The organism is Solilutibacter silvestris, assembly GCF_002895945.1.
Taxonomy (GTDB): Bacteria; Pseudomonadota; Gammaproteobacteria; order Xanthomonadales; family Xanthomonadaceae; genus Solilutibacter; species Solilutibacter silvestris.
In genome coordinates this window covers 44,504-69,011 of record NZ_NPZB01000002.1, presented here as the reverse complement: position 1 = coordinate 69,011, position 24,508 = coordinate 44,504, and the positions used below count along the sequence as shown (strand labels likewise).

The 24,508-nt window shown below is 63.9% G+C and carries 17 protein-coding genes and 1 pseudogene; 3 read left to right on the top strand and 15 right to left on the bottom strand.

Annotated features, from left to right (window positions below; all coding sequences use genetic code 11):
• Window positions 1-49: 49 nt before the first annotated feature.
• Complete coding sequence (locus Lysil_RS07870) at window positions 50-922, top strand: S1/P1 nuclease (protein WP_103075085.1); 873 nt, start codon at window positions 50-52, stop codon at window positions 920-922.
• Between the two features lie 30 nt (window positions 923-952).
• On the opposite strand, the gene Lysil_RS07865 is transcribed toward Lysil_RS07870, so the two are convergent.
• Entirely contained in the window at window positions 953-3,472 is a 2,520-nt protein-coding gene (locus tag Lysil_RS07865) for a glycoside hydrolase family 3 protein (RefSeq protein ID WP_103075967.1), read from the bottom strand.
• 7 nt (window positions 3,473-3,479) lie between these two features.
• Window positions 3,480-6,242 (bottom strand): TonB-dependent receptor, encoded by a 2,763-nt coding sequence (locus Lysil_RS07860; RefSeq protein WP_103075084.1) that lies wholly within the window; start codon window positions 6,240-6,242, stop codon window positions 3,480-3,482.
• Window positions 6,243-6,333: 91 nt separating this feature from the next.
• On the opposite strand from Lysil_RS07860, the gene Lysil_RS07855 reads away from it, so the two are divergent.
• Together Lysil_RS07855 and Lysil_RS07850 are read left to right on the top strand one after the other, a co-directional pair.
• Window positions 6,334-7,791: a glycoside hydrolase family 30 protein gene (locus Lysil_RS07855; protein ID WP_103075083.1), complete on the top strand. Its 1,458-nt coding sequence runs from the start codon at window positions 6,334-6,336 to the stop codon at window positions 7,789-7,791.
• Window positions 7,792-7,844: 53 nt separating this feature from the next.
• Window positions 7,845-8,834 (top strand): LacI family DNA-binding transcriptional regulator, encoded by a 990-nt coding sequence (locus Lysil_RS07850; protein ID WP_103075082.1) that lies wholly within the window; start codon window positions 7,845-7,847, stop codon window positions 8,832-8,834.
• A gap of 6 nt (window positions 8,835-8,840) precedes the next feature.
• On the opposite strand, the gene tkt is transcribed toward Lysil_RS07850, so the two are convergent.
• The 13 genes and pseudogenes from tkt to Lysil_RS07785 form a co-directional block, all read right to left on the bottom strand.
• Entirely contained in the window at window positions 8,841-10,832 is a 1,992-nt protein-coding gene (tkt, locus tag Lysil_RS07845; RefSeq protein WP_103075081.1) for a transketolase, read from the bottom strand.
• Window positions 10,833-10,942: 110 nt separating this feature from the next.
• Complete coding sequence (locus tag Lysil_RS07840) at window positions 10,943-12,277, bottom strand: dicarboxylate/amino acid:cation symporter (protein WP_103075080.1); 1,335 nt, start codon at window positions 12,275-12,277, stop codon at window positions 10,943-10,945.
• A gap of 49 nt (window positions 12,278-12,326) precedes the next feature.
• Complete coding sequence (locus Lysil_RS07835; RefSeq protein WP_103075079.1) at window positions 12,327-14,012, bottom strand: BatD family protein; 1,686 nt, start codon at window positions 14,010-14,012, stop codon at window positions 12,327-12,329.
• Window positions 14,009-15,802, bottom strand: a complete 1,794-nt coding sequence (locus Lysil_RS07830) for a VWA domain-containing protein (protein ID WP_165782436.1) — start codon at window positions 15,800-15,802, stop codon at window positions 14,009-14,011. Before Lysil_RS07830 ends, Lysil_RS07835 begins: the two co-directional genes overlap by 4 nt.
• Complete coding sequence (locus tag Lysil_RS07825) at window positions 15,799-16,818, bottom strand: vWA domain-containing protein (RefSeq protein WP_103075966.1); 1,020 nt, start codon at window positions 16,816-16,818, stop codon at window positions 15,799-15,801. The genes Lysil_RS07830 and Lysil_RS07825 overlap by 4 nt, the downstream gene beginning before the upstream one ends.
• A complete protein-coding gene (locus Lysil_RS07820; protein WP_103075077.1) occupies window positions 16,815-17,264 on the bottom strand; it encodes a DUF4381 domain-containing protein in 450 nt (149 codons plus the stop codon). The genes Lysil_RS07825 and Lysil_RS07820 overlap by 4 nt, the downstream gene beginning before the upstream one ends.
• Window positions 17,265-17,626: 362 nt before the next feature.
• A pseudogene (locus Lysil_RS13740) lies at window positions 17,627-18,025 on the bottom strand (DUF58 domain-containing protein); the annotation flags it as partial.
• Window positions 18,026-18,187: 162 nt separating this feature from the next.
• Window positions 18,188-19,222: an AAA family ATPase gene (locus tag Lysil_RS07810; RefSeq protein ID WP_103075965.1), complete on the bottom strand. Its 1,035-nt coding sequence runs from the start codon at window positions 19,220-19,222 to the stop codon at window positions 18,188-18,190.
• Between the two features lie 134 nt (window positions 19,223-19,356).
• Window positions 19,357-21,234 carry a type IV pilus secretin PilQ gene (locus Lysil_RS07805; RefSeq protein ID WP_103075075.1) on the bottom strand — a complete coding sequence of 626 codons (1,878 nt, stop codon included), beginning with the start codon at window positions 21,232-21,234 and terminating at the stop codon, window positions 19,357-19,359.
• 14 nt (window positions 21,235-21,248) lie between these two features.
• Window positions 21,249-21,773, bottom strand: coding sequence for a pilus assembly protein PilP (locus Lysil_RS07800; protein WP_103075074.1), 525 nt, complete (start codon window positions 21,771-21,773; stop codon window positions 21,249-21,251).
• Between the two features lie 11 nt (window positions 21,774-21,784).
• Window positions 21,785-22,447, bottom strand: a complete 663-nt coding sequence (locus Lysil_RS07795; protein WP_103075073.1) for a type IV pilus inner membrane component PilO — start codon at window positions 22,445-22,447, stop codon at window positions 21,785-21,787.
• A 1-nt stretch (window position 22,448) separates the two neighbouring features.
• Entirely contained in the window at window positions 22,449-23,291 is an 843-nt protein-coding gene (locus tag Lysil_RS07790; RefSeq protein ID WP_103075072.1) for a PilN domain-containing protein, read from the bottom strand.
• Window positions 23,291-24,346, bottom strand: a complete 1,056-nt coding sequence (locus tag Lysil_RS07785) for a pilus assembly protein PilM (RefSeq protein ID WP_165782435.1) — start codon at window positions 24,344-24,346, stop codon at window positions 23,291-23,293. Before Lysil_RS07785 ends, Lysil_RS07790 begins: the two co-directional genes overlap by 1 nt.
• Window positions 24,347-24,508: the final 162 nt, after the last annotated feature.

The window sequence follows — 24,508 nt, the reverse complement described above, 5'->3', positions numbered from 1 at the left end:
GCCGGTAGGATTCATCATTTTAGCCGTTCTCCTCGGCTACCATCGGGCCATGAACAAAATCACCAAACCGCGCCTCCTCATCGCCCTCCTCCTGCTCGCCTGCGCCTTGCCCGTCCTGGCCTGGGCGCCGCTGGGCCACCGCATGATCGGCGATCTCGCCGAACGCCACCTCACGCCCGCCGCCAAGGCCGAAGTCGCGAAGCTGCTGGCCGGCGAACGCGAACCGACGCTGGCCGGCGTCGCCAACTGGGCGGATGAGCTGCGCAATACCGATCCCGACCGCTTCAAGCGCACCTCGCGCTGGCATTACGTCAAGTTGAGCGGCCCGGAATGCGCGTATGAACCCGCGAAGGAATGCAAGGACGGAAATTGCGTGATCGCCGCGATCGAAGCGCAGCTGGCGATCCTGCGCGATCGCAGCCAGCCACTCGATGCGCGCCGTGATGCGCTGAAGTTCGTGGTGCATCTGGTCGGCGACGTCCACCAACCGTTCCACGCCAGCAGCCACGACGATGTCGGCGGCAACCAGTACCAGATCAGCCTGCGCACCAAACTGAAGCCAGAGGTGTATGCGCAGAAGAACTACGTCGATGGCGTGATGGGCACCAACCTGCACGCGATGTGGGACTACTACATCCTCGGCGAAACCGGCATGCACCCGCGCGCCTTCGCCGACGACTTGGCACGTCGTCCGTGGCCGCCGATCGCAACCAGTGACGCCAATCCAACGCAATGGGCGCAGGAATCCTGCCGCCTGATCGATGCCTGGGGCACCTATCCCGACGGTCACAAACTGGATGCGAGTTATGGCGAGGCGATGCGCCCGCTGGCGGAACGTCGCGTGTTGCAGGCGGCGGACCGCCTCGCACTGGTGTTGAACGAAGCGCTGGATCCGGGATTCAAGCCGCAAGCCGCACCGTAATCGTCAGGACGAACTGGAAGTGCGTGCGCCTCAGCGGGCGCACTTCACTGCATCCTGATCCGCAGCGGCACCGCTGACGACACGGATATTGGCGAACGCCGCGCTGAATGGTGCATTGGCGTCGATGTGGAACGGCTCCTCGATCCCGGGCATGTCCGCACCGGCCTTGGCGAAACATGCCAGCGGAATCTTGATCGTTTTCTTCTGGCCAATGCCGGCCGCGGCGATCGCTTCGCTGATATCCACTTTCCCCTTGCATCCGGCACCGCATTGCATCGATGCCAGCACCGGCGACTTCGGCACCGTCCGCACCACGACATCGAACAGCAATGCCGCATTCGCGGTCTGCATCGCCGCGAGATTGTTGCGCGACGGGTTGCGCGAGAAGAACGACGCCGGCGCCAGCCACGTCACCTGTTTGGCGTCCTGCTGGGTATTCACTTGCACGGTGGCGATCTCGACCGCCGGCTTGTCGGCCGGCCACCGCAACACTCGATTGAGATCACCACCGAGTGCCTGGTCCTTTCCATCCGCACCGACATACAGCGCGAACATCGGTGCATCGGCCATGTTGAAGATCGGCAACACCGTGGCATCGCCGCAGCGCTCCAGTGTCGAGACCGGCAACGCTTGAAGCGAAGCCTTCTGTCCGTATCGCAGGCCGTATCCGACCTTGAACAACCACGGCCGCTTGGCATCGGGATGATTGATCGGTGCGGGACATGGCACGCTAGGCCAGGGGAAACCGAGGCGCCCACGGAACGCGGCACCATTGCGCGCGAACAGCACATCGGCGACGCCACCACCTTCGGTCCCCGGCAACCACGCGGCCACGAAGGCATCGGACAGATTCATCAGGTCATTGGTATAGAGCGGGCGCCCCGCGACGAACACCGTCACCACCGGCTTGCCACTGGCATGCGCGGTCTTGAGCGCCGCGAGATCTTCGGGGAAACGTCGGCTGTGCGTCACGGTATCGGACGACACGATGTCGCCGTTGGTCTCCGCATAGGGCGTTTCGCCGATCACCGCGACCACCGCGTCGAACTTCGACGGATCGACATCCCTGCCATCGGTGCTGACGATGACGCGATCATCGCCCGCAGCCTCGCGCAATCCCGAGAGGATGCTTTGCGCGTTGGGGAAATCGGCATTGCTGTTGTCGCTGCCCTGCCAGGTCAACGACCAGCCACCGGTCTGGTTGGGAATCGAATCGGCAGTCTTGCCCACCACCAGGATGCGCTGGCCGCGATGCAACGGCAGCAGGCCACGCTCGTTCTTCAACAGCACCAGTGACTCGCGCACCGCACGCCGTGCAAGCGCACGCGCCTGCAATGCTTCGGATTTGCCTGCAAAGCTGCTGTCCGATGGTTTGCGCGTGAACAGTCCGGCGCGCAGCTTGACACGCAGGATCCGGCTCACTGCATCGTCGATGCGCGACACCGGGATTTCACCGCGTTCGACCTGCTTCGTGGTGTTGGCGATGAATGCTTTCCAGTCATCCGGCACCATCACCATGTCGACACCGGCATTGATCGCCTTGGCGCAACTGTCATTCGTGCAGCCTGGCAATTGGCCGATGGCGTTCCAGTCGGAAACGATGAAGCCGTCGAAGCCCATCTTCTGCTTCAACGCATCGGTCAGCAGTGCCTTCGCGCCATGCATCTTGCCGTAGTCGATGCCATCGCCACGATCGTTCCAACTGTTGTAACTGGCCATCACCGTCTGCACGCCGCCAGCGAGCGCGCCGTAATAGCCCTGCGCATGCACGTTGAGCATTTCCGCCCGACTGACCGTACTGATGCCTTGATCCTTGCCGTTGTCGGTCGAACCATCTCCGATGAAATGCTTGGCGGTGGCGATCGTCGTGCCGTCGCCGCGCAGGTCACCCTGCATGCCGCGCACGTAGGCTTCGCCGTACTGCTTCACCAGCATGCCGTCGGAGGAGAAACTCTCGTAGCTGCGACCCCAGCGCGGGTTCTGCACCACCGCCAGCGTCGGCGAGAACGCCCAATCGATGCCGGTGGCGCGAGTTGCACGCGCGGTCGCCGCGCCGATTTCGTGGATCATTTCCGGATCGCGTGCCGCACCCAGTCCGATGTTGTGCGGGAACGTGGTGGCGCCGAACACGTTGCTGTGCCCATGCACGGCGTCGGTGCCCCAGATGATCGGGATCGGCACCTTGGCATCAGTGCCCATCGACGCGGCGTGATAGGCATCGGCAAGCGCCAACCAATCCCTGGCGTCTGCGTGCTTGTTCTTGCGCGACCATGATCCGCCGCCATTGAGCACCGAGCCAATGTAGTAGCGACGCACTTCATCGGGTGTGATCGTTTTGATCTCGGGCTGGGTCATCTGCCCGATCTTCTGCGCCAGCGTCATCGACGCCAGGATCTCGCGGACCCGTGCTTCGATGGCTGCGTCTTTCGCGACCGCGCTATGCACGCGCGGCCAATCGTGCAGTGTCGCCGTATCGCGACTGTTCTGTCCCGCCAACACCGGTGGCAGCATCAACCCTGCCACCACGGCTATCGCAAGTGCACGCTTCATCGCCACCTCAGAGTTTGTAGCTCAGGCCGACCATGTACTGTCGCCCATAGGTGGTGTATTCCTGTGGCGCCATCAGGCCACCGGGGAAATTGCTGTCCTGCACGGTCCGATAGGGCGTATTGGTGATGTTGTTGACCTGGAACAGGATCGACAAGCCGTGCAGCCGCGTGTTGTCGCCGAACTCGTAACTGGTCTGGAAATCGAGCTGGCGTTCGGACAACGACCGCAGGATGCTGCGCGAACCGAACAGGTACGAATACTCGCCGCGATACGAGCTACGATAGCGCTCGCTCAGGCGGATCGAGAAGCCACGGCGTTCGTAGTAGACGGTGCCATTGGCAACGATCTTCGAGAGCCCTGGCAGCGTATCGGTTTCGACAGAATCAGGCCCGTTTGGCTTGATCGACGTCTTGGTATACGAGCCGTTGATCGTCGCACCGAATCCATCCAGCACCGGGTGCAACATCCCTAAGTTGATCGCGGCACTCAACTCGGCGCCCTTCATCTCACCACCGGTGCCGTTGGCCCAAGTGTAGAAGGTGCCCATGTTGGAGACCGGCGTGACACCACTGCTATTGGCATAGCCGGTGAAATCCCACGGGATCGAACGCTGGTAGACGTAGGTATTGAGTTTCTTGTGGAAGAATGCCAAGCCGACATAACTGGCCGTACCGAAGTATTTTTCGAACGAAACGTCGAATGCGTTGGCGCGGTACGGCTCCAGCTTCGGATTGCCGCCACCGCCGCTCCACGTCCGCGTGGTGATATCCACGCCGGCGCCGCTGGCCGCGCTGAGATAATTGATCGGCGCGCGCGACAAGGTCTTGGCGGCACCGAAACGGGTGATCCAACCGTGTCCGAAATCGAATACCAAGTTCAGGCTGGGCAATGCATCGGAATAATGCGTACCGATGGTCTGAGAACCGGCCAAGCCGTTATTGACATTGAACGCGGTGGACGACTGATTGGTCCGCACCCATTGCACGCCGGCGTTGCCCCGCATGTGCACGTGACTGCCAAGATCGGCATCGATGTCGACCTTGGTATATGCCGTCGTGACGTTCTCGATGACATTGAAGTCCTTCTTCACGTCATCGTCGCTCAGGTTGAGCGACACGTCGTAGTACTTGCCGAGAATCGATCGTGGGTCGTAGCTGAGCACGTTCCCGATGCCGGAAAAGCCCAGCGAAGTCGGGGCCAACAGATCGGAAGCGCTCAATGGCGCGGTGGTCGCGCCGCCCTTGAGGTTGGCGAAGTAGACCAGCGAGCTCTTGTCCTTCTCGCGACGATTGATGTTCAATCCCGCCGACCAGTGGCTCAGGAACTTCGAATCCAGTGCACGATCGAGATCGAAGCGCAGCGCATGCATCTTGTCTTGCTGGTATGAGTTTTCCAGGCGCCCATCATGGCCCCAGCCAGCTGGATCTCCCAGCAAAATCGTGGATGGATCCGCGAAGTTGCCGGTCGAGAACTGCGCATAGGCCGGCGACAGCGGGATGCTGAAGCCGATGTCCTGTCCGGTGGTAGGACCAGAATAGGTCTCGAGTTGCGACTGATGGCGGCGTGCACGCGACCAGCTCATGTCGACGGTCGCGGTCCACGGATCCAGCTGGAAGGTATTGTTCCAGCCGATCGCGGCCACCGTATCTCCGCGCGTGTTGCTGTCGTTGCGCACTACCGGCCTCACGTTGTGCAGTGTGCCGCCGGTGACGAATTGCGCGCCATTGACATTGGTGGTTTGCACGCCGGAATAGGTGACATTCCCGCCATTGGTCCATGGATCGTTGGCCCACATCACGCCACGCATCAGCTCGTTCTGGTCGAACTTGGTGTAATACAAATCGAACACGCTGTGGAAACTCTTGTTGGGACGGAACTCCAGCACGCCCATCACGCCGGTACGCTTGAGGTCATGCGTCTTCACCCAGTTTTCGGCACCCTGCAGAGCGATCGCGCCGTCCGGCTTGCCATGTCCACTCGGGAACCAACCCTCGGACCCACCCCACCACCAAGCCTTGTAATGCTTCTCCTGCCACGGTGAATCCATCCGCGCGATGCCGATCGCCACGCCGATGGTGTTGTCGCGGAACTGGTCGACATACGACGCGCTCATGCGGTAGCCCGTCGATTTCGCACCCGATGTCAGCTTCCCGAACGAATTGTGCTCGCCCGATGCGGAGAACACGACCCGGCGCTTTCCGACGCTCAGTGGGCGGATCGCCTGCAGATCGACCGTGCCGGCCAACCCCTGCCCGACCAGGGCGGCATCGGGTGTCTTGTACACGATCACGCCATTCATCAGTTCCGCCGGGAACTGGTCGTACTCGACGCTGCGGCTGTCGCCGGTGCTGACGATCTCGCGGCCATTCAACAAGGTGGTGCTGAAGTCCGGCGACATGCCGCGGATGTTGATGACCTGGCCACGACCATCCACACGCTGCGAGGTCACGCCCGGCAATCGCGCGATCGATTCGGCGATCGAAATGTCAGGCAGTTTGCCGATGTCTTCAGCGCTCACCGCTTCCACGATCGAGTTTGATTGTTCCTTCTTCTTCACCGACTTTTCGACGCTGCCGCGGATGCCGGTCACAGTGACCGTCCCAAGCTGGTTCTGATCCTTGTTGGACTCGTTCGTCGTTGACTGGCTGGATGGGGCGGTGGTCTGGGCGCTTGCGTTGCCCATCAGCAGCAGCAAGCTGCATGCGGCCGCCAATGGTGCAAGACGCAAGGCGTGGGGGGAACGACGTGTCGAACGGGCAGCACGGAGCATGGGCGTCTCGCGAAATCAGCAATTGACAGCGCTGTCATAACGGAGCCCTAATGGATTGTCAACAAAACCTTCATCCATCGGGCAAGACCGCATGACTCTGCATTCGATCGCCGGCATTCATCGATTTTTTACCCCGCACTGCAGCACCGGATCGCCGCTCGCATCGCTGCTGTTCCTGTTGGCCTCGGGCCTGATGCCGGCAACCATCGCTTACGCCGCCAACGTGCGGGCACAAGCGTGGATCACCACGGATGACCACCGCATGCGCCTGCAACCGGTCGCGGTGCAACGTCTGGCCACGCCGATCGCGCATCCCGACATCCGCATCGATTCCAGCCACCGCATGCAATCAATCGTCGGATTTGGTGCCGCCATGACCGATGCCTCCTCGTCGCTGTTGCTCGCCATGCCCGAGCCACGACGCGATGCGGCAATGCGCTACCTGTTCTCGCGAAACGATGGCGGACTGGGTTTCGATTTCACGCGCATCCCGATCGGCGCATCGGATTTCTCGTCCATCCACTATTCGCTGGATGATCCGCCCGGCAACCTGCCCGATCTGCGACTGCAGCACTATCGTTTCGATCATGTGCGCGACACCGTCATCCCCCTGATGCGACAGGCGCACGCACTCAATCCGGACCTCAAGGTGATGGCGTCACCATGGAGCGCACCGGGTTGGATGAAGGACAGCGACAGTCTGATCAAGGGCACGTTGCGTCCCGAATATGTCGACGCCTTCGCCACCTACCTCGCGCGTTTCGCCCACGACATGGACTCCGCGGGAGTGCCGCTGTTCGCGCTCACGATCCAGAACGAACCGTCCTTCGAACCCGGTGACTATCCCGGAATGCGTCTGTCCGCGAAGCAACGTGTGGCGGCAATTGCGGCACTCGGGCCACGTCTGCCCGCGTCCGTGCAGATCCTCGAGTGGGACCACAACTGGGATAAACCCGATGAACCGCTGGCGGTCCTGTCCGAGCCCGCCGCGGCGCGCTACGTGCGCGGCATCGCCTGGCATTGCTACGGCGGAAACGTCGATGCGCAAAGCCAGGTGCATGATCGCCACCCGCAACTCGATGCATATCTCACGGAATGTTCCGGTGGCGATTGGGAGCCGGTGCGCAGCAATGGCATCAGCGGGCAGACCACCAGCCTGGTCATCGCGCCGCTGCGCAACTGGGCGCGCGGCGTATTGTTCTGGAACCTCGCACTGGATGATCACGACGGACCACACCTGGGCGGCTGCGGCAATTGCCGCGGCATCATCGCCGTGCACCCCGATGGCCGCTTCACACCAACTGATGATGCCTGGGCACTGGCGCACGCCAGCCGTTTCATCCGCGCCGGTGCGGTGCGTGTCGCCAGCTCCGGTGACGCAATCGATCAGGTGGCCGTCGCAAATCCCGACGGCAGCCGGGTGGTGGTGGCCGCAAACACCAGGCGCATCCCGCGCACGATCATCCTGTGTGATGGCAACAGCTGCCTGCGCTGGAAGATGCCTGCGCGCAGCGTCGCAACAGTACAATGGCCGGGCATGCGGCGCTAATGGCAGAATCCATTCCATTCAAACCGTGATGACACGTGGAACAGGGAAGCCCCATGCGCGCAAGAATCGAGGATGTCGCCGTAGCCGCCGGCGTATCGATGAAGACCGTGTCGCGCGTGATGAACGGCGAAGCCAACGTGCGGGAAGGGACGCGCCTGCGCGTGACTGCGGCGATGGAGAAGCTCAACTACCGGCCCGACCCTTCCGCGCGCCGGCTGGCCGGCCAGCGTTCGTACGAAATCGTGCTGGCCTACAACAACCCATCGCGCAATTATCTGATGGATGTCGTCACCGGCGTACTCGCAGCCTCGCGTTCATGCCACTACAACCTGGTGCTGTCACCGATCAGCAGCCCGCGCGACATCGACGAAATCTTCGTGCACGCCCATCCGGATGGTGCCGTACTGACACCCCCGTTGACCGATGACCCTGTCGTGATCGCAGCACTGGAACGCCACCAACTTCCTTACTCCTGCCTGTCTCCCCTCGATCGCATAGCCAGAATCGGCGCCTACATCGATGATGTTGCAGCAGCACGCAGTCTGGTGTTGGAACTGGCAGCCCTCGGCCATCGCCGCATCGGCCACATCTGCGGCGCGAAAGGCCACGGTGCCCGCGAATGGCGTCTGGCCGGATACAAACAAGCATTGAAGGAAGTCGGGTTGCCCTACGATCGGTCATTGGTGGTGAGCGGTGAATTCCTGTTCGAGTCGGGCGTCGACGGTGCACGCACGCTGCTCGGATTGAAGCAGCCGCCGACCGCAATCTTCGCCGCCAACGACGACACCGCCGCCGGCGTGTTGCGTACCGCCGCAGAATTGGGACTGCGCGTTCCCCACGACCTCTCTGTCTGCGGTTTCGACGATACGCCGGTCGCCAGCCAGATCCTGCCCGCGCTCACCACCGTGCAGCAGCCGATCACGGAGATGGCACGTATCGCCACCCTGCAGCTTATCGACCGCATCCGCGACCCGAAGGCCGGGGCGATGGAGCAGGTCGACTATCGCCTCATCCAGCGCGAATCCGTCGGCCCTGCTCCATAGGCGCGCTCAACCCAACGCGCGCGCCGCCTCGACCACATGCTCGACGGTGAAGCCGAAGTGTTTGAACAGCACGTCGGCGGGTGCGGATGCACCGTAACCTTCCATGCCGATCACCGCGCCGTCGAGGCCGACGTATTTGCGCCAGAAATCGCTGATGCCAGCTTCGATCGCGACGCGCTTGCGCACCGAGTTCGGCAGCACCGATTCGCGATAGGCCGCATCCTGGCGATCGAACACGTCCGTGCTCGGCATCGACACCACCCGCACGCGCTCACCCAATTGCGCCGCGGCATCCATCGCCAACCCGACTTCCGAACCGGTGGCGATCAGGATGAGTTCCGGCACACCGACGCTGTCCTTCAGCACGTAGCCGCCGCGACGAATCGCTGCGACCTGCGCGGCATCGCGTGGCTGCGGCGCCAGGTTCTGGCGCGAGAACACTAGGCAACTCGGGCCATCCATGCGTTCAATCGCGGCCTGCCACGACACCACGGCTTCCACCGCATCGCAGGGACGCCACAGGTCGTTGTGCGGGATGTAGCGCAGCGAGGCCATGTGTTCGATCGGCTGATGGGTCGGACCGTCTTCGCCGAGACCGATGGAATCGTGCGTGTAGACGTGGATCACGTGCGCGCCCATCAGCGCGCTCATGCGCACCGCATTGCGCGCGTAATCGCTGAAGACGAGGAAGGTGGCGTCATAAGGAATGAAGCCGCCATGCACCGCCAAACCATTGCTGATCGCCGTCATCGCGAATTCGCGCACGCCGGAATAGATGTAGTTGGCATTGGCATCGCTGGTCGATACCGACTTGCTGCCGCTCCACAGCGTCAGGTTGGAATGCGCGAGGTCGGCGGAACCACCGATCAACTCCGGCAGATGCGGCGCGAACGCTTCGATCGCCATCTGCGAGGCCTTGCGGCTGGCGACGACCGGGCCTTCGACCTGCAACTTCGCGGCATAGGCATTGGCCAGCGTGTTGAAATCGGACGGCAGCACGCCGTTCATGCGCCGCGTCAGTTCCGCCGCTTCCTGCGGGAATGCAGCGCGATAGGCAGCGAATGCGGCGTTCCAGTCGGCTTCGCGCTGCGCTCCGGCTTCGTGCGCATCCCATGCCTGCTTGATCTCGGCAGGAATCTCGAACGGCGCGTACGGCCAATTGAGCGCCTGGCGCGTCGCCTCGACTTCGTCCTTGCCCAACGGTGCGCCGTGGCTGGATTCCTTGCCGGCCTTGTGCGGCGAACCGAAACCGATCGTGGTACGGCAGCAGATCAGCACCGGCTTGTCGGTGACGGCGCGCGCGGTGTTGATCGCGGTTTCGATTTCGACCGGGTCCTGGCCGTTGACGCCGCGGATCACCTTCCAGCCATAGGCCTCGAAGCGCGCCGGGGTGTCATCGGTGAACCAGCCATCGGTATTGCCGTCGATGCTGATGTGGTTGTCGTCCCAGAACGCGACCAACTTGTCGAGCTTCCACGTGCCGGCCAGCGACGCGGCCTCGTGGCTGATGCCTTCCATCATGCAACCGTCGCCCATGAACACCCAGGTGCGATGGTCGACGATGTCGTGGCCTTCGCGATTGAAACGCTGCGCCAGCAACTTTTCCGCCAACGCCATGCCGACCGCATTGGCGAAGCCCTGGCCAAGCGGACCGGTGGTGGTCTCGATGCCCGTCGTCTCGTAGTTTTCCGGATGGCCCGGCGTCTTCGATCCGAACTGGCGGAACTGGCGGATGTCGTCGATCGACAGGTCGTAGCCGGTCAGGTACAGCAACGCGTATTGCAGCATCGACCCGTGGCCGTTGCTCAGCACGAAGCGGTCGCGGTTCCACCACTTCGGGTTGGCCGGGTTGAACGACAGGTGATCGCGCCACAGCACTTCGGCGATGTCGGCCATGCCCATCGGCATGCCGGGATGGCCGGAATTCACGGCCTGAACCGCGTCGATGGCGAGGAAACGGATTGCGTTCGCAAGTTCGCGGCGCGTCGGTGTGGTCATGGCGGCATCGGCGGGCGCCCACGGCTCGGGGCCCGCCTATTGTCCCACAGAGGCGCCCACGGCTCAGGCCACCTTTCGTCCCACAGCCGTCCGGCGCGGCTGAAATCCGCTCAATGCGCCACGCTTTCTTCCACTTTCTCCAGCGCGGCGTCATCGGGCAGGTCGGCTTCGCCGCTGCGCTTGGACACCACGACTGCAGTGGCGAGATCGCCGGTCACGTTCAACGCGGTGCGGCACATGTCGAGGAAGGTGTTGACGCCGAGGATGATGCCGATCTTCTGCGCATCCATGCCGATGATGGCGCAGATCATCGCAATCACCGGCAGCGATCCCGACGGGATGCCGGCGGTGCCGATGCCGCCGAGGATGCACAGGATCAGCACCAGCAATTGCTGCGTGATCGGCAAGTGCATGCCCGACGCCTGGGCGAGGAACAGCACGGTGATGCCTTCGAACAGCGCGGTACCGTGATGGTTGGCCGATGCGCCGACGGTCAGCACGAAGCGCGAGACCTTGCGCGGCAGCTTGAGGTTTTCCTCGGCCACGCGCAGTGTCACCGGCAGCGTCGCGGTGGACGATGCGGTGGCGAACGCTGTCAGGATCGCTTCCTGGGTGCCGCGGAAGAACACGCGCGGCGACATCCCGCCCATGAAGCGCACCCACAGCGGCAACACCACGAAGCCGTGGATCGCCAGCGCCACCACCACGGTGACGACGAACCAGATCAGCGCGCGGATGGCGTCGAAGCCGAGTTGCGCGGTGAGGTTGAACATGAAGGCCGCGACCGCATATGGCGCGAGGCGAATGAACAGGCCGATCAGCGTCATCGAAATGTCGAACACGCCCTGCAGGGTGTTCTTGAACGCTTGCGTGCCGGCACTGGGATGCATCACCAGGCCGACGCCGAACATCAGCGCGAAGAAGACGATGCCGAGCTTCTGCTTGTCATCGCCCATCGCTCCGACGATGTTGTGCGGCACGATGTTGATGATCAGGTCCATGAAATTGAGACCCTTGCCCTGCTCGATGATCTGGTCGGCCTTGCCGAGGTTGCTGCCGACCACCTTGTCGATCAGCGCGGGATCGAGATGCGTGCCGGGCTGGAACACATTGGCGCACAGCAGGCCGATGCCGACTGCCGCGCAGGTCACCACCGCGGTATACATCAGCGTGCGCCAACCGAGCCGTCCCAGCGATGCGATGTCGCCGAGTTCGGCCACGCCCAGCACCAGCGCCGAGAACATCAGCGGCACCACCAGCATGAACAACAGGTTGAGGAAGATCTTGCCGAACGGCTGGGTGCCGTAGGTGATCAACGTATGCACCCACGGCGCATCGCCGATGAAGGAATGGATCGCCAATCCCGCCAGCGTGCCGAGCACGAAACCGATCAACACCTTGTAATGCAAGGCCAATCCCTTGCCGCCTGTCTGTCCTGGGGTCATGCCCTGCTCCACGCTCGATAACCGGGGGAGCTTAGCAAAACAGCGTTTTTCAGCGCTCGGGATACAGCGGTGGCAGCAGGGATTCGGCGTTTTCCGTGGCGGCGGACGCGCTCCACCGCGGCCCATCGCGAAAGGCCTGTCGCAACGATGCCAGCGCCGCATCCGGCGCGACGCGTCCATTGCCCCACAACGCCGCCTGCAACGATTCGATCGCTTCGACCTGCTGCGTCGATCCCAGTCGCGTTTTCAGCGCATCGAGATCGGCAGCGGGTGGATTCACCATGCGCTGCAAAGCATGGGCGATGCGCGCGAGATCGTCCGACTTCAACGCTTCCTGCAGATCGTCGTTGCGCAATGGTGCAGGATTGGGAGATGGCGCTTCCGCCTGCGGCGCTCGTGTCGCATCGGCGGGTACATGGCGACGGCGCGACAGCAATGCCAGCGTGACGATCCACAACAATCCGAACACTGCGGCGACGATGCTCCAGACGAAGCCGGAATGCAGCCAGCGCGGCCAGCGTGTCTCCGATGGCGAAGCCGCCGCGTCTGCCGCGGTTGGCACTGCGAAAGCGCCGCTGCCCGGAGCGACATTCAATGTCAGCGCTTGCGTCTCCGCGGTCGCCGCTTGATCGGTTACGACGTTCCACCACTGGATCGGCGTCGCGCGCAGCTGCAATGCGCCGGGATGCGCCGGCACCACCGAGAAGCGCCGCGTCACTACCGTCTGCGGCCGCCCGTGATCGTCGCGATCCTCCACCGTCGGCGCTTCCGGATACACCTGCGCATCGTTGTCGGCCGTCAGCATCAACTCGGGCAATTGCGCGGCATTGGCGCCATCGGCCTGCGCGCGCAAGGTCACCACCGTGGTCTGGCCGGCGGTCGCACTGTTCGGCGCAGCGAGCGCCTGCACATCGAGACGATGCAATGGCAGCCACGGCTGCGCGGCATTCGCCGGCGTCGCGCGCACCTGCAACGCCTGTGGTTGTCCATTGGCGCGCAAGTTCTCGCGGCCATCGCCAAACACGTCATCGATGAAACCACCTTGGCCGTGACCACTGAAATGCGCGGCGGGTAGCGTCAATGTGCCGCGGCGGTCGGGCACCAGGATGTAATGACGTTCAATCACCGAATAGGTGCGGCCAGCGATGTCCTGGGTTCCCTGCACGTCCTCGCCGACCCGGCGCAAGGACGCACCGGAAGGGGCCTCGAGATCGAGCGCGCCATCCACCATCTGCGTGGCGTAGAACAAGCGCACCACGATGCCGACCGCTTGCTGCACGTAGGGATGGCGATCGTCCACCTGTGCCTGGATGAAGACCGGACCCTGCCCCGTTGCTGCGGGTTCCGACTGCGATTGCTGCAAATCACCGGGAGACGACGATGCCGCGGTGTTGGCGATCACTTCGAGTTGCAACGGCTGGGTGCGATCGTGCCCGACCGCGAGCGCGGGGATGGTCTGCACGCCCGCTTGCAACGCGAGCAGGCGCACGCGGTAGCGCAGATCCACCGAGAGCGAACCGTTGGCGAAATGCACCGATCGCTCGCTGGACACGCCTTGCATGCGGAAACGCGATTGCAACGCCGAATAATCCGGTGCGCCGACCTGGTCGGTGGCGATGGTCAGCACCACCGCTTCGCCCTGCGTCACCTGCGTGCGATCCAGCGTGGCCGAGGTCCTCGCCCACGCCGGCGCGACCAGCAGCCACAACGCGATCACTGCAACGAGATGTCTCATTCACCACCTCCGCGTCGGCGCCCACGTTCGATCTGGAACTTGCTGCGCAACAACGCGCCGGGATCATCGGGAATGCGTCGCAACCACGCATCGACCTGCTGCTGGCGCTCGCGTTCGGCGGGAGTTTCCTGCTGCGTTCCGCCGCCGGGGCGTTGGCCTCGCGCATCCCTGCCCTGTTTCAACGCTTCGCGCATGCGTTCGCGCTGTGCGGCATCGGCGGCTTGCTGTCCGGCGCGATCCTCCGGCTTGGGATTGGCGGATTGCCCGTTCGCCGACAATTGTCCGTTCTGTTGATCGTTGCGTTGCTGTTGGTTGCGTTGCTGCGAATTGTCTTGCTGCTGGCCACCCTGCTGCTGGCCACCCTGTTGCCGGCTGTTTTGTTGCGAACGGTTCTGTTGCGAATCGCCCTGCTGCTGGTTGGCCTGCGATTGCTGCCCGTTCTGTTGCTGATTGCCTTGCTGATTGCCCTGTTGCTTGTTCTTGCCGGACTGCTGCCCACCCGCTGGCTGGCGCATCGCCTTGAGCACGGCCTCGCGATTGGCTTTGGCATCGGCCATGCCGGGATTGCGCATCAGGGCATCGTCGTACGCCTGCACCGCTTCGCGATAGCGTTCGAGTCGCGCCAGCGCGTTGCCGCGGTTGTAGTCGGCTTCGGCGGAATGCACCTTGGTGTACTCCGCCTCGGCGCGCGCGAAATCACCCTTGCGATACGCACGCTGCGCCGATTCCATGTGGTCGTAGGCCTGCTGGTCGGGGCGCCGCCACAGGTCGCCGGCATGTCCGCTTTGCGGTGCCAGCGCAAATCCGATGACCAGCATCGCCGCCAGCGCACCGCCGCGACGGAATGCCGGCAACAGCAGCAATATCAATGGCAGCAGCAACCACGCGCCATCATCCTGCCACTGGCTGCCGGCATGGCCGCGCGCATTGCCGACGCTGTCGCCGACAGTCGGCGCATCCGCGCCAAGCTGGGCGATGTCGACGGTCGTCGCTTGCATCGTGGCGGCACGGCCACCGCCGGCAGCTGCCATCGCCGTCAACGATGCGAGATCGAGGCGCGCCATCGAGACATCGCCATTGCCATCGCGAACGGGCCGCCCGATCGCATTTCCGACGCCCAGTGCCGAGACGCGGAAGCCGTCGCTGCGTGCCGCACCAGCCATGCGGATCGCCGCGGCATCGGCGTGATCCGTCATCACCACGATGTCGCCTTGCGTGTTTCCGGATTGCTGCAACAGGTCGCGGGCAAGCCCGATCGCACGATCCGCGTTCTGGCCATCATCGGGCATCACGTCCGGCGCCAGCGCGTCGATGAACACCGCGACATTCGCCGGATCATCGGTGAGTGGTGCGACGGTGTAGGCATCCCTGGCAAACGCGACCAGCGCGACCTGACCATCGGGACGCGTCTTCAACCATTGCTGCAGTTTCGCCCGCATCAGCAACAGCCGCGATGGCGCGACGTCGTCCGCCAGGCTTGTCGATGACAGGTCGATCGCGATCACCAACGGCGATTTCGATTGCAGCAACGGCGCTTCGCTGCGATGCCATGACGGCCCTGCAAGCGCCAACACCCCACATGTCACCAGCGCTGCGGCCCACAACGGCGACCAACTTCCGCGCGCGATCGCACTGCCCTGGTCGAGGACATGCGGCCGCAATACCGGATCAATCACGCCTGCCCATGGATCGCGCCCATTGCGCAAACGCCAGGCCAGCCACGCCACTACCGGCACCGCGAGCAGGCCCCACAGCCATTCCGGTCGCAACCAGTGCAGCGACGACATCATCCGCGTCGCCTCCATGCATTGATGGCAAATGCCAACACGAACAATCCACATGCCGCCAGCAGCAATGGGAAGTAATGTTCGATGCGTGGGCGTATCGCCTTGCCCTGCGTTTTCACCGGCTCCAGTCGTTCGATTTCGCCATAGATGCCGGACAGTTGCCGGGCGTCACGCGCGCGGTAATAGCGACCGCCGGTCAGCTGCGCGACTTTCTGCAACGTCGCCTCGTCCACTTCGTCATCGCCACCCGATGTCGACACCGGGATGCCGAAGAAACTCTGTTGCAATTCGCCGCCCCCAACGCCGATGGTGTAGACGCGCACGCCAGCAATCTGCGCCAGCTCCGCCGCTTTCAGCGGTTCGATCACGCCAGCGGTCGCCACGCCATCGGTGAGCAGGATCAGCACGCGTTCCTGTGCCGGCACCGCGCGCAAACGCTTCACCGCCAGCGCGATGGCATCGCCCAATGCCGTCGATGTGCCGGGCAACCCGACCACGCTGTCGCGCAATTGCTGGCGCACGGTGGCGAGATCGGCGGTGATCGGCGCAAGCACGAAGGCGCGGTCGCCGAACACGATCAGGCCAACACGATCGCCGCCGCGACGATCGAGAAAATCGGACATCACCGCCTTGGCCGCGGTCAGTCGATCCACCGTCTCGTTGCCCAGCGCCATGTCCGGCGTTTCCATGCTGCCGGAGAGATCGACCGCCAGCATCATCCCGCGCCCACTGCTTGGCGGCAACACTGCAGGGCCGAGGCTTTGTGGACGTGCGGCGGCGATGCACAACAGTGTCCACGCCAGCCATGCCAGCCATGGCGCGCCTCGATGCACGATGCCCGCAGCACCATCTTCCACGCGTGCGAGTGCTTCGGCGTCCGGGAACTTCAACGCCGCCGCTTGTGACTGGCGCACAGGCAACAATATCCATGCCAGCCACGCCAACGGGATCGCCCACAGCAGCCACGGCCATGCCAGCGACCAGTCATGCGGCCACAGGTGATGCAACCACGCCGTCATCGCTGCATCCATTCGATGAAGCGCCTGCGCGCGATATCGCGCAAGGCGCGGACATCGGTCTCGTCCACCCCTGGACGGAACGCGCCATCCACCAGCAGGCGCCCGGCATCGCTGTCGAACACCGGCGCCTTGTAGCCGCCATCGAGAAAGCGCAACCAGGTTTCGCCCTCGAAGGTATCGGCCTCGCGTTGTCGGCGGCGCGCGGCGCGACGCAACAGTTCCGACATCGCCCGCACTTGCGCGGCCGGCGTCGGCGCGGCGTCGACGGCATCATCGAACATCGCCTCAAGCTTGCGGATCCGGCGGATCTTGCGACGACGCAGGAACCACGCCAATGCGATGATCGCCACCACCACCGCAATGACGATCCACCAGCCCGGCGCCAACGGCCACCACGATGGTGCCGTAGCCTGATGGATATCGCGCAAAGCGATCTGTGGCGCCATCACGCCACCTCGGCCTGCGCGGCGCGAAACCCCGTCAGCCACTCCGACGCCGACGCTTCGGTCGCGACCGCCTGCGCTTCGCCACCGGCATCGCGGATCACCGTCAACGCCTGCTGCAATGTCCCGGCGAAACACGCCTGCCAGCGCCGATACGCATCCGCTCCACCGAGATCGACTTCACTGCGCATGTCTGCGGACAGGAAACGCAGCCGTCGTCGTGGCGGCGATTGTTCGAAGGCATCGCTCGGCATCAGCACATGCAATGCGCCGGTCTTCGCCAGCGCGCGCCATTGCGCGACATCGATCGCGACGACGCTCGCGGGATCGGCCAACACCACGATCCGCGAACCCGGCCGTGCCATGCGCCGCAGCTGCAGCAACGTGCGTTCGAAGGAATGGGCTTGGTCCGCCTGCGAATACCAGCGCACCAGCGCTTCCAGCACCGGCAACACGCCGCGCATCCCGCTGGCAGGCATTCGTGGCGGCTCGCTGGCGCTTCCGCAGACGGCGCCGATGCGATCGCCGTCATTCAGCGCCGACCATGCCGCGCTCGCGCCCAGGCGCGCCGCCTGCACCGATTTGTAGCGAACCCTGGTGCCGAAATACAACGCTGGCGCGCGGTCCGCGACGATCCACGTGGCGCGCTCGCGTTCCGGCTGGAACAGCTTGGTATGCGGCCGCCCGCTGCGCGCGGTGACGCGCCAATCCATGTGCCGTGCGTCATCGCCGATCGCATACTCGCGCGATTCCGCGTACTCCATGCCACGTCCGCGCAAGGGCGACAGTGCGGCGCCGCTCGCGCCTTCGCGCGCACGTTTCGGCGGTCGCCGCACGGAGGCTTCGCCGCGCAGCGCCAGCAACATCGACAGGGAAGGAGCGATCGCGTCGTTCACGGCTTGTTCGTACCTGATGACGGCCGCGCGTCAGGGCAGCGGCACCACGGCCAGCAACGCCTCCACCAGGCGATCGCCCGTCCAGCCTTCCGCCAGCGCCTCGTAACTCGGCAGAATGCGATGACGCAACACGTCCGGTGCGATCGCGCGCACGTCTTCCGGCGTGGCGTAATCGCGCCCGTGCAGCCACGCGCGCGCACGTGCGCAACGTTCCAGTGCGATCGAGCCGCGCGGACTCGCGCCCCAGGCGATGCGTTTCGCCAGATCGCGGTCGTAACGCGCCGCATCGCGCGAGGCCAGCACCAGCTCGATCAGATAACGTTCCAGCGCAGGCGCGACGTGGACATCGAGCACGGCCGCGCGTGCCGCGAACAGATCGTCAAGCGAGACCGGGACCGGCGCGTCCGCAGCCTGCCCGAGCACCGCGCCACGGGCGGCATCGCGGGCGATGCGCAGGATCTCGCCTTCGACCTGCGCATCGGGATAACCGATCCGCACGTGCATCAGGAAACGATCAAGCTGCGCTTCCGGCAGCGGGAACGTGCCTTCCTGCTCGATCGGATTCTGCGTCGCCATCACCAGGAACAGTTTCGGCAACATGTACGTGCGTCGCCCCACCGTGACCTGGCGTTCACCCATCGCCTCCAGCAGCGCCGACTGCACCTTTGCCGGCGCGCGATTGATTTCGTCGGCCAGCAACAACGAATGGAAGATCGGACCGGGTTGGAATTCGAAGCTGCCGTCCTGCGGCCGCCACACTTCGGTGCCGGTAAGATCGGCGGGCAGCAGATCCGGGGTGAACTGCACGCGCGCGAACTGCGCGTCCAGGCGTGCGGCCAGGGCGCGAATCGCGGTGGTCTTGGCCAGTCCCGGCGCGCCCTCCACCAGCAGATGACCATCGGCCAGCAACGCGATCAACAGGCGCTCGATCAGCCGCGACTGCCCGACCACCTGCGCCGACAAGTCATCCGCCAACGCACGGAAGGTGGCGTGCAACCGTTCATCAACCACGGCGTGCGATGTCCGCACCGGCACGGGAAGTTCGGGAGGAAGTGTCTGGTTCATCATTGCGTCGTGGGGGGAGACGAGCGCAGTTTGACCGATCTTCCGTCGATTGGTTCCTCACGCCGGAGCGCGCCTGAAAATGGAAACGGGAGCCGTGGCTCCCGTTTCGCGTTGCTGCCGGCAGAGCCGCCCGATCAGTGCAGGGTCTGCTTGACGCGGATGATGCGCGGCGTCAGGAACACCAGCAATTCGGCCTTGGAGTTGCTCTTGCTCTTCTGGCGGAACAGGTTGCCGATCACCGGCAGGTCGCCGAGGAACGGCACCTTGTGCAGGGTGTCGGTGTTCTTGAACTCGTAGACGCCACCGATCACAACAGTCTGTCCGTTGTCCATCAGCACGGCGGTATCAACCGCGCGCTTGGCGATGATCGGCACGTTGCCGATCGGCGTCTGCAGCCAGCTGTCGAGATCGTCCTTGGTCACCTTGACGATGAGGAAGACGCGATCGTCGTTGGTGATGGTCGGGGTGACGCGCAGTTCCAGCAGCACGTCCTTGAACTGGACCTGCGGCAGCACCGCGCCACCGCTGCTCGACGTCACCGTGACATAGCCGATCTGGCTGCCCTGCTGGATCACCGATTCGCGCTGGTTGGTGGTGAAGATACGCGGGTTGGCGAGGATTTCGCCACGGCCTTCCGCCTGCATCGCCGACAGTTCCAGATCCAGCGAGAAATTGGCACCAAGGATGGAATAGCCGATAGACGCGGCGGTGGCATCGGAGGCTGCCGGCAGGTTGAAGTTGAGGCCGCTGCCGCTGTTGCTGGTGACACCACCGATATTGGCTTGGGACCCGGCATTGGTGCCGCCAACGCCGTATTTGTAGCCATTGTGGTTGAACGTGCCGCCCATGCCGATGCCGAACTTGGCACCCAGGTCACGCGCGAAGGTTTCGGTCGCGATGACGATGCGCGATTCGATCACCACCTGGTCGACCGGGCGATCGATCTCGTTGATCAGGGCGCGCATTGCCGCGAGTTTCTTCGGGATGTCGCTGACCATCAACGTGTTGGTGCGGCCATCGGCGACGATGCGACCACGCGGCGACAGGAAGCCGTTGTCGTTCTGGGACTGGTTGTTCCCACCACCGCCACTACCACCATTGCTGCTATTACCGATGCCCTTGGCTTCAGTGATCGCCTTGTAGATCTCGTTGGCGTTGTGATAGTTGATGCGGAAGTATTCCGTGGTCAGGTCCTGGCGGTTTTCCAGGGCGATGCGCGCGTCTTCCTTTTCCTGCTCGCCCTTGGCGATCTCGGCCTGCGGCGCCACCCAGATCACGTTGCCGTCGCGGCGCTTGTCGAGGCCCTTGGTCTTGAGGATCACGTCCAGCGCCTTGTCCCACGGCACGTTCTGCAGGCGCAGGGTGATGTTGCCCTGCACGGTATCCGACGCCACCACGTTGAGACCGGCAGTTTCGGCGATCAGCTGCAGCACGGTGCGCACCGGCACGTCCTGGAAGTTGAAGTTCACCGGGCGGCCGCTGTAGGTCGACGCATCGCTCTTCGCGCGCGCGCTTACTGCTGCCGTCGCGACCATGGAACTCATCATGCCGCCAACGGCGTTCGCACTGGCCTTGGGCGAGATCTCGACGATGTATTCGCGGCCGTGCTGGTAGGCCATCGATGCGAACGGCGCACGGGTGCTCAGCACCAGACGATTGCCGGCGGCATCGACGCGATCGACCGGCGTCGCAAAGTCACTGACGTTCATGATCTTCTGCAGGCTGGCCGGCAGGCGCGCGCTGCCGAGATCGATGATCACGGTGTCGCCCTGGTTGCGCAGGTCGGGCATGGCACCGTCACCGCTGAAGCCGAGGATCAGCTTGCCGGAACCGTCTTCGCCGCGCTTGAAGTCGACCTTGTCGATCGACAACGCCTGCGTCGATGCTGCCGCGCCGGCGGCAGGCTTGGCGACCTGTGCCTGCGCGCAAGCCGCGGTACCCAGCAGTCCTGCGAGGAGCGCAATGCGACCGGCCTGGAGTGCGCCGCTGCATTTCGTGTGGTTGAACTGCATGTGCTTTCCCCTAATCAAGGACTATTGAGTGCGATGGAAGCCGGGCGCTGCAACCAGCCGCCGGCGCCGTCGGACGTCAGTTCGACGATATCGATGCGGTTTTCGGTGACAGTCCTGACGCGCCCTTCGGACTGGCCGATGTACATGCCTGGACCAACCCGGTAGGTGACCTTGTCCGGCGTCATCACCAGACCCACCATGCCGGCGCCCTTGCCGATGGTGCCTACCATCTTCAGCGCGTCCAGCGGGTAATGCTCCAGCGGCTGCTTGCGGCGCACGGCATCGGGATGGAGGCCGGCGGACGTCACGCCCGCGGCGGCCGATGCCATGTCGAACGGATCACGCAAACCCTGCGCATCGTAGTTGAAGGTTGCAAACGGCGTGATCGGCGGCAGCGGCTGCAACGGCGGACCCGGCTTCGCACGGGTCTCCTTGGCCCACTTGGCCAGATCGGACGGATCGTTGGGAGAATGCTCGACGCTGCGGCCGCAACCGGCCACCAGCACCGAAGCCGCGAACAACCAGGCGATGCGTGTCATCGGGCGGGCGCTCACTTGGCACCTCCGTCGGGCTTGGCCGGGGCCGGGACGGGCTTGCCATCCTTGCCCTTCACCGGCGGCGGCGCGCGCTCGCTTTCATCAAGATAGCGATAGGTCTTGACCGTGCCGGCCATCTGCAATCCGGAATTCTTGTCGCGCGGTGTCAGCGCGATGTTGTTCATGGTCATGATCACCACGCGTGGCAGCGACGCCACCGAACTCATGAAGGCACCGAACTGATGGAAACCGCCGGCGAAACGCAGGTCGATCGGCTTCTCCGCGTAGATGTCCTTCTTGACCTCGGCCTGCGGCTTGAACAGCTCCACGCGCAGGCCGCTGGCCAGCGCCGACTGCGAGATGTCGGTGATGACGTCCGGCATTTCGGTCTTGCTCGGCAACTGCCGCAGCATTTCCTGCAGGTCCTTTTCCATCGTCGCCAGTTGCTGCTTGAGCGGCTCGAGGTTGGCGGCCTTGCCGGCCTTGGTCTCGAGATCCTGGCGCAACGACGTTTCGGTGCCTTCCAGCCCCGTCAGTTCTTCGCGCTGGCCGCGGAACACCAGCAGCCATGCCAGCAGCAGGATCACCGCTGCGATCACGGCGGCGGCGACCGCCTGGTAAGCAGCCGGCCAGCTACCCATATTGTTGATGTTGAGGCTCGTACCCTTGCGCGCCATCTCAGCGTCCCTCCGCCTGTCCAGCGCTTGCAGGCGCCTGGGCTTGTGTCTGTGGTGCGGCGGCGGGCTGCTGTCCCTGCGCGGCCGGAGCGACCGGTGCAGGCGCGGCGGGTGCCGCGGCCGGCTGCCCATTGGCCGGAGCAGGTGTCGGCATCGGCGCAGTCGTGCCTTGCGGCGACGCCGGTTGCAGCGGCGCATTCGCCGGCGCTGCCGTGGTGGTGATGGTGCCCGGAGTCGCGTTGGGATCCTTCGCGGCGTTCGGGTTGCTCAGCTTCACCTTCATCGTGAACTGATACGGCAGCACCGAGGCCGGCGTGTTCATCACCGAGGACCCAGGTGTGGGTGCCGGTGCAGTCGAAGGCGCGTTTTCAATGACGTTGATGTCGGGACTGATCATCCAGCCCGAGCCTTCGATGTTGCGCATGTACATGGCCACGCGCGCGTTCGATTCGGATCGCCCGTCGATGGTCAGCATGTCGCCTTCCTGCTTGAGCTGGGTCAGGACGATGCCATCGGGCAGCGTGCGCACCACGGAATCGAACAGGTGCACCATCTGGAAGCGGTTCGACTGCAGTTCCTCGATCGCCTGCTTGCGACGCAACAGGTCGGCCTTCTTCTCGTCGAGTTCCTTGATCTCGGCGATCTGGCGATCGAGTTCGGAGATCTGGCCTTGCAGGTAGGTGTTGCGATCCTGCTGGCCGGAAATCTGCCCGTTGTAGTAGATCCAGATCAAGCCGCTCAGCAGCAGGCCAGCGAGCGCGGCAACGCCGAGCATCATGGTGAACTGCTGTTTGCGCTGGCGCCGGCGTTCCGCGCGCCACGGTAACAGGTTGATGCGCGCCATCAGTCGAAACTCCTCAGGGCGAGACCGCAGGCGATCATCAGGGCCGGGGCATCGAGCGCCAACGCCTGCGCCTGCACACGACGATCCAGCGTCATCTGCGCCAGCGGGTTGGCGACGATGGTCGGCACGCCGAGGTTCTCCTCGATCACTTGTGCAATGCCCGGGATCGATGCACAACCACCCGCGAGCACGACCTGGTCGACGCGGTTGTATTCACTGCTGGCGTAATAGAACTGCAGCAGGCGCCCGACCTGTTGCGCCAGCGAGTCCTTGAACGGCTCGAGCACTTCGACTTCGTACTGCTCGGGCAAGCCGCCAAGGCGCTTGGCGCGACCGGCTTCCTCGTAGCTCAAGCCGTAGCGGCGCATGATTTCCTCGGTGAGCTGGCGCCCGCCGAACATCTGTTCGCGCAGGTACTGGCCGCGACCGTTGCGCAACACGTTCAACGTGGTGGTGGTGGCGCCGACATCGACCAGCGCGACCAGGCCATCCTTGGGCACGGTGAGCTGCGGCGCGATCAGGGCGAACGCGCTTTCGATCGCGAACGCCTCGACATCCATCACCTTGGCATCGAGGCCGCCGATCTCGAGTGCGGCCTGGCGCGCCTCGACGTTCTCGGAGCGCGACGCGACCAGCAGCACCTGCAGCGTGTCCGCCGCATTCGGCATCGGCCCCAGTACCGAGAAGTCGTAGTTCACTTCCTCGATCGGATACGGGATGTAGTTGCCGGCTTCGAGTTCGACCTGGGCTTCCATGTCGTCCTCGCTGAGTCCGGCCGCCATCGGGATCACTTTCGAGATCACCGAAGCGCCCGGTACCGCCGCGGCTGCGCCCTTCGAACGCACGCCGGCACGATCGGCTGCGCGCCGGATCGCCGCACCCACCGCATCCACGTCGGCGATGTTCTTCTCGATCACTGCATTCGCAGGCAATGGTTCGACCGCGTAGTGCTCAACACGATAGCCGCCGCCGGAACGCGACAACTGCAGCAGCTTGACTGCGGTCGAACTGATGTCGACGCCCACTAGGGGCGCACTGGCTTTTTTGAAACCCACCGTGTCTCCCCCTTTTGGAGAACTTGAGACGACCGTCATCCCAACGGAAGTTAAATAACGAACTTTTCACGACAATGCAAGACTTTACTTTAGGTTTCGATGACAAGACCACCGCACCCCACCCCCGAATGGTCGCCCACGGTGGGGGCTTCGTATACTGGC

Bases quoted from the DNA above. Each gene is read 5' to 3' on its own strand.
- Lysil_RS07870 (WP_103075085.1), top strand. From the start codon at position 50: ATGAACAAAATCACCAAACCGCGCCTCCTCATCGCCCTCCTCCTGCTC.
- Lysil_RS07865 (WP_103075967.1), bottom strand. From the start codon at position 3,472: ATGAAGCGTGCACTTGCGATAGCCGTGGTGGCAGGGTTGATGCTGCCA.
- Lysil_RS07860 (WP_103075084.1), bottom strand. From the start codon at position 6,242: ATGCTCCGTGCTGCCCGTTCGACACGTCGTTCCCCCCACGCCTTGCGT.
- Lysil_RS07855 (WP_103075083.1), top strand. From the start codon at position 6,334: ATGACTCTGCATTCGATCGCCGGCATTCATCGATTTTTTACCCCGCAC.
- Lysil_RS07850 (WP_103075082.1), top strand. From the start codon at position 7,845: ATGCGCGCAAGAATCGAGGATGTCGCCGTAGCCGCCGGCGTATCGATG.
- tkt (WP_103075081.1), bottom strand. From the start codon at position 10,832: ATGACCACACCGACGCGCCGCGAACTTGCGAACGCAATCCGTTTCCTC.
- Lysil_RS07840 (WP_103075080.1), bottom strand. From the start codon at position 12,277: ATGACCCCAGGACAGACAGGCGGCAAGGGATTGGCCTTGCATTACAAG.
- Lysil_RS07835 (WP_103075079.1), bottom strand. From the start codon at position 14,012: ATGAGACATCTCGTTGCAGTGATCGCGTTGTGGCTGCTGGTCGCGCCG.
- Lysil_RS07830 (WP_165782436.1), bottom strand. From the start codon at position 15,802: ATGATGTCGTCGCTGCACTGGTTGCGACCGGAATGGCTGTGGGGCCTG.
- Lysil_RS07825 (WP_103075966.1), bottom strand. From the start codon at position 16,818: ATGACGGCGTGGTTGCATCACCTGTGGCCGCATGACTGGTCGCTGGCA.
- Lysil_RS07820 (WP_103075077.1), bottom strand. From the start codon at position 17,264: ATGGCGCCACAGATCGCTTTGCGCGATATCCATCAGGCTACGGCACCA.
- Lysil_RS07810 (WP_103075965.1), bottom strand. From the start codon at position 19,222: ATGAACCAGACACTTCCTCCCGAACTTCCCGTGCCGGTGCGGACATCG.
- Lysil_RS07805 (WP_103075075.1), bottom strand. From the start codon at position 21,234: ATGCAGTTCAACCACACGAAATGCAGCGGCGCACTCCAGGCCGGTCGC.
- Lysil_RS07800 (WP_103075074.1), bottom strand. From the start codon at position 21,773: ATGACACGCATCGCCTGGTTGTTCGCGGCTTCGGTGCTGGTGGCCGGT.
- Lysil_RS07795 (WP_103075073.1), bottom strand. From the start codon at position 22,447: ATGGCGCGCAAGGGTACGAGCCTCAACATCAACAATATGGGTAGCTGG.
- Lysil_RS07790 (WP_103075072.1), bottom strand. From the start codon at position 23,291: ATGGCGCGCATCAACCTGTTACCGTGGCGCGCGGAACGCCGGCGCCAG.